This window comes from Mesorhizobium sp. M2A.F.Ca.ET.039.01.1.1, assembly GCF_003998035.1.
Taxonomy (GTDB): Bacteria; Pseudomonadota; Alphaproteobacteria; order Rhizobiales; family Rhizobiaceae; genus Mesorhizobium.
Genome location: NZ_RZRY01000419.1, coordinates 1 through 5,612, shown reverse-complemented (window position 1 = coordinate 5,612; position 5,612 = coordinate 1). Strand labels below are relative to the sequence as shown.

Annotated in this window: 4 protein-coding genes; 3 read left to right on the top strand and 1 reads right to left on the bottom strand. The window is 65.2% G+C overall.

The window, feature by feature from the left end:
* Nucleotides 1-108 precede the first annotated feature (108 nt).
* The 3 genes from EOA24_RS25615 (at nucleotide 109) to EOA24_RS25605 (ending at nucleotide 3,039) form a co-directional block, all read left to right on the top strand.
* A complete protein-coding gene (locus tag EOA24_RS25615) occupies nucleotides 109-1,116 on the top strand; it encodes a substrate-binding domain-containing protein (protein WP_126060124.1) in 1,008 nt (335 codons plus the stop codon).
* An 88-nt stretch (nucleotides 1,117-1,204) separates the two neighbouring features.
* On the top strand, nucleotides 1,205-1,993 hold the full coding sequence (locus EOA24_RS25610; RefSeq protein ID WP_126082029.1) for an ATP-binding cassette domain-containing protein: 789 nt from the start codon (nucleotides 1,205-1,207) through the stop codon (nucleotides 1,991-1,993).
* Entirely contained in the window at nucleotides 1,993-3,039 is a 1,047-nt protein-coding gene (locus tag EOA24_RS25605) for an ABC transporter permease (protein ID WP_126082030.1), read from the top strand. Before EOA24_RS25610 ends, EOA24_RS25605 begins: the two co-directional genes overlap by 1 nt.
* A gap of 6 nt (nucleotides 3,040-3,045) precedes the next feature.
* Here EOA24_RS25605 and EOA24_RS25600 read toward each other — a convergent pair.
* The coding region (locus EOA24_RS25600; protein WP_127410185.1) for a UvrD-helicase domain-containing protein at nucleotides 3,046-5,612 on the bottom strand (2,567 nt) is incomplete at its 5' end.

Genomic DNA, 5,612 nt, shown 5'->3' with positions numbered 1-5,612 from the left:
ACAGCTACCTGCCCAATCCGGTTTGAGCGCCGGCCGGCGGGAGGAGCCGGCCGATCCAAATCATTGTCGAAACCCTCCATCGCGAGGGACCAAAAGGGAGGAACGTGCATGAGCATCACGACCAGAAGGACTGTTCTGCGCTCGACCGTCGTGGCGGCCGCCACGGCGCTCTGTGCCTCGATCTCCACTCTGCCGGCAAAGGCGCTTGACGCCCAATGGTGCAAGGACGTCCACATCCGCTTCTTCGTCGGCGGCGCCGAGGGCGACGCCTTCGGCACCATCGTCTATAATGGCGCCAAGCAGGCGGCGGCTGATCTCGGGCCGAAGGTCGACTACATCTTTTCCGGCTGGGACGTCGAAAAGATGGTGCAGCAATTGCGCGAGGCGGTCGCCGTCAAGCCGCAGGGCATCGCCATGATGGGCCATCCGGGCGACGCGGCGATCATGCCGCTGGCCGAACAGGCGCATAAGGACGGCATCAAGATGATGTACCAGAACGTTCCGGTGCCGACGGTGGTGGCTGCGTTCGGCGGCGGCTATGTCGGCGCGCAGCAGGAGCAGCAGGGGCGCGCGCTCGGCGCCGAGGCGTTCAAGCTGGCCGGGCTGAAGGCCGGCGACAAGGCGATCATGATCGGCCCGTTCGAGAACGAGAGCCGTGGCGCGCGCGAGCGTGGAACGGTCGCCGCGCTGAAGGAGGCCGGGGTCGATGTCGTTCAGATCAATTCGCAAACCGAATGGGCAGCCGATCCCAATCTCGCGATCCCGCCGATCACTGCGGCGCTGCTCAACAATCCCGGCGTCAAGGCGGTCGGCTATCCCGGCGGGCAGATGCTCGGCAATGTCGCCACCTACATGCAGGCGGCGGGCAGGAAGCCCGGCGACATCTTCAATTTCGGCTTCGACACCAGCCCGCAGATCGTCGAGGCCTTCAAGGGCGGCTGGGTGCAGCTGACGGCCGACCAGCAGCCGTTCATGCAAGGCTATCTGCCGATCCTCAGTCTCTGCCAGCAGGTGGTGCTCGGTCTTGCCCCCATGAACGTCGACACCGGCGCCGGCTTCGTGACGCCGCAGAACTACGAGATCGTCTCAGAGCTCGCCAAGCAGGCGCTGCGCTGACCTCCCAGGCCGCCGGCCGGACCCAACCCGGCCGGCGGGACCGCCTGCGGACGAGGCAGGGATAACACACAATTCAAGCGAGGATCGCATGAGCGAACGCATCATCGAACTGCGCGACATCAAGAAATCCTACGGCCAGGTCTATGCCTTGGGCGGCGTCAACCTCAGCGTCGATCGCGGCGAAGTGGTCGGCCTGATCGGCGACAACGGCGCCGGCAAATCGACGCTGATCAAGATCCTGTCCGGCGTGGTCAGGCCGACCAGCGGCGAAATCCTGGTGCGTGGCAAACCGGTCAGCGGATGGAGCGCGGCACGTTCGCGCGACGCCGGCATCGAGACCGTGTTCCAGGACCGGGCTCTGGCCGTGCAGCAGACCATCGTGCGCAACATCTTCATGGGCCGCGAGCTCACCGGCTTCATGGGCTGGCTGAAGGTCAACAAGGAGGTCGCGGAGGCGAGCCGGCTAATGCGCGAGATCGGCTTCACCTCGAAAGTGTTCACGCCGCAGTCGATCGTCGGCCAGCTTTCGGGCGGCGAGCGGCAGGGCGTGGCGATCGCTCGCGCCATCTACAAGCAGGCGGAGCTGATCATCCTCGACGAGCCGACGACGGCGCTGTCGCTGACCGAAACCGCCAAGGTCTTCCACTTCGTGCGCCAGGTGCGGGCGAGCGGCCGCTCGATCCTGTTCATCGGCCACAACATCCACCATGTCTTCGACATCGCCGACCGCTTCGTCGTGCTCGACCGCGGCAAGGTGGCGCTGACGGCCGACCGCAGCGAGGTCAAGTCGGCCGACGACCTGATCAACTTCATGGAAGATGTGGCGCATCCCGGCGGCCTGCCGGGGCTGCACGAGGGCGCGGAGCAGAGAGCGTGATGAGCAAGGCCATGGAACCCGATCTGCAAACGCCTCTCAGGAGAACAAGCGGCCAGGCTGCCAAGGAATGGAGCCATCCGTCGAACCACTGGCTGCGCGGCTTCGTGCTCGACAACCGCGCTTCGCTCGGCACGCTCGCGGTGTTCATCGTCATGATGGCGGTGTTCATGATCGCCAACCCGACCGTGTTCACCACCTGGTATCTCTACAGCTCGGTGCTGACGACGCTTCCGGTGGCGCTGTTCGTGGTGGTGCCGCTGGTCTTCGTCGTCACCTGCGGCGAGATCGACCTGTCGTTCCCGGCAACGATGGGTTTCGCCTCCTGGGTCTTCGCGCTGGTGGTGCAGGCGGGCTACGATCCGTTCCTGGGCATCGCGGCGGCTGTTGTCACCGGTACGCTGCTCGGCTTCCTGGTCGGCTCGCTGGTCGTCTATGGCGGGCTGTCGTCGCTGATCGCCACGCTCGGCATGAATTTCCTGCTGCGCGGCCTGATCCAGATCATCAACGAGGGCAAGTCGACGGCGCTGACCAATCTGGCCGACAGCGCGGCCTACAAGATCTTCTCCAGCCAGATCTGGGGCATTCCCGTGCAGATCTTCTGGGCCATAGCCTTCGTCGTGTTCTCGGCGCTGCTCTTCAACCGACACCGCTTCGGCGCGCAGGTGAAGGTGGTCGGCGACAATCCCGACAGCGCCAAGCAGATGGGCATCGACGTCAAGCTCGTGCGGGTGAAGGTGTTCGTCTTCACCGGCATAGGCGCGGCGATCGCCGGCACCTTCTCGGTGATGATCAACTTCACCTGGTGGCCGACGGCGGGCGACGGCTATCTGCTGCCGGTGCTCGCCTCGGTGTTCGTCGGCGGCACGCCGACCTGGGGCGGCATCGGCACGGTGGTCGGCGGCGCGATCGGCGCGGTCACTGTGTCGTTCATCCAGACCGGCGTTGTGGCGGCGGGCCTCAGCGGCTTCTACGTCCAGTTCTTCAACGGACTGATCATCATCCTGTCGCTGCTCGGCCACAAGTGGAACCAGGCAAGGTACAGGTGAGGGCGGTCACACCGGCGCGACGAACCCGTCCAGCACGCGCTTTTGCCCGGCCTTGTCGAAGTCGATGGTGAGCTTGTTGCCTTCGATGGCCGCTATGTTGCCGTTGCCGAATTTCTGGTGGAAGACGCGGTCGCCGACATTGAAGGCTGACGGCGTGTCTGCGACGGATTTGGCGACCAGCTCGCCCTCGATGGTGCGGCCCTTCACGCTGGTCCGGCCGGCGCCGTAGCCTGAGTCGGTCTCGCCATAGCCGATGCGCTCGACCTGGTGGCCGGAGCGGGTGCCCCAGTTGCGGTCGGTCGCTTCGGTGCGGTTGGCCTGGGCGCGCTGCCAGCCGGGCGTGGCATAGGTGTTGGAAAAACTGCCCTGGTCCTTGGCGCCGACATTGTCGAAGCGCGAGGCGCCGTAAGGGTTCTGCCGGCCTCCCCCGCGTCCCGATGCAAAAGCGCCGCCGCCATAGGGATTGCCGTAGCCGCCATAGGAATTGCCGCCCTCGGCGACGTCGATATGGGTTTCCGGCAGCTCGTCGACGAAGCGCGACGGGATGGTCGATTGCCACAACCCGTGGATCTGACGGTTGGAGACGAACCAGATGTGCAGGTTCTTCTTCGCCCGCGTCAGTCCGACATAGGCAAGCCGGCGCTCTTCCTCCAGGCCGGAGCGCCCGCCTTCGTCCAGCGCGCGCTGATGCGGGAACAAGCCTTCCTCCCAGCCGGGCAGGAAAACGGTCTCGAATTCGAGGCCCTTGGCCGAATGCAGCGTCATGATCGAGACCGCATCCTGCTCGGCATTCTGCTCGGCATCCATGACGAGCGCGACATGCTCGAGGAAGGAGCGCAGCGATTCGTACTCCTCCATGGAGCGGATCAGCTCCTTGAGGTTTTCCAGCCGCCCGGGCGCGTCTGCCGAACGGTCGTTCTTCCACATGTCGGTGTAGCCGCTCTCTTCCAAAATGGTCTCGGCGAGCTCGGTGTGCGGCTTCGTTTCCAGCGCTTTCTGCCAGCGCTCGAAATTGGCGGCCACCTCTCGGAGCGCTGCGCGCGGCTTGGGCTTCAGCTCGTCGCTTTCGGCGAGCGTTGCGGCGGCCTCCAGCATCGGCACGCGCATGGCGCGCGCGGTGTCGTGGATCTGGCGGATCGTGGCTTCGCCGAGCCCCCGCTTCGGCACGTTGACAATGCGCTCGAAGGCAAGGTCGTCGCCGCTGTTGGCGACGACGCGGAAGAAGGCCAGCGCGTCGCGGATTTCCAGGCGCTCGTAGAAGCGCGGGCCGCCGATGACGCGATAGTTCAAGCCCAGCGTGATGAAGCGGTCTTCGAAGGCGCGCATCTGGAAGGACGCGCGGACGAGAATCGCCATGTCGTTCAGATTATGTTTCTGCCGCTGGTAAGCCTCGATGGCGTCGCCTATGGCGCGCGCCTCTTCCTCCGAGTCCCAGGCGGCATGGACATGCACCTTGTCGTCATCGGGGTCATTGCGATCGGTGAACAGCGTCTTGCCGAAACGGCCCTCATTGTGGGCGATGAGGTGGGAAGCGGCGCCCAGGATATGCGCGGTGGAGCGATAATTGCGCTCCAGCCGGATGATGGTGGCGCCCGGGAAATCCTTGTCGAAGCGCAGGATGTTGTCGACTTCGGCGCCGCGCCAGCCATAGATCGACTGGTCGTCGTCGCCGACGCAGCAAATGTTGACTTTGTTTTCGCTCACGGCCGCGCGCTCGCTTCGCTCGCTGGCCTCCGCGGGGGCGGCCTGACCGGCCGACGCCCGGTCGGGCTTGCGGCCTTCGGCCGACGGGCTGCGCCCGACATTGGGGCGCTGCGCCAAGAGCCGCAGCCACATGTACTGCGCGGTGTTGGTGTCCTGGTACTCGTCGACTAGTATGTATTTGAACTTGCGGTGGTATTCCTTCAGCACGTCCGGATAGGCGCGGAAGATGCGGATCGGGTGGTAGAGCAGGTCGCCGAAGTCGCAGGAATTCAGCGTCTGCAGCCGTTCCTGATAGGCCTTGTAGAGCTGGCGGCCCTTGCCGTTGCCGAAGCTGCGAGCATCACCTTCCGGAATCTCTTCGGGGCCGAGGCCCTTGTTCTTCCAGTTGTCGAGCATCTGGGCGAAGGTCTTGGCCGGCCAGCGCTTGTCGTCCAGCCCTTCGGCCTGGATCAGCTGCTTGATCAGCCGCACCACGTCGTCGGTGTCGAGGATGGTGAAATCCGACTTCAGCCCGGCCAACTCGGCATGACGACGCAACAGCTTGACGCCGATAGAATGGAAGGTGCCGAGCCAGGGCATGCCCTCGACATTGCCTTCGCCGATCAGGTGGCCGATGCGCTGCTTCATCTCGCGCGCCGCCTTGTTGGTGAAGGTGACGGCGAGGATCTGCGACGGGAAGGCCCTGCCAGTCGCGAGGATGTGGGCGATGCGGGTGGTGAGCACGCGCGTCTTGCCGGTTCCGGCGCCGGCCAGCACCAGGACCGGGCCTTCGGTCGTCTCGACGGCGAGCCGCTGCTCCGGGTTCAGGCCCTTCAGATAATCGGGCGCGCTGTTCTGCCCGCTGCGCGCCGCCACGGCGCGCGCGGCTA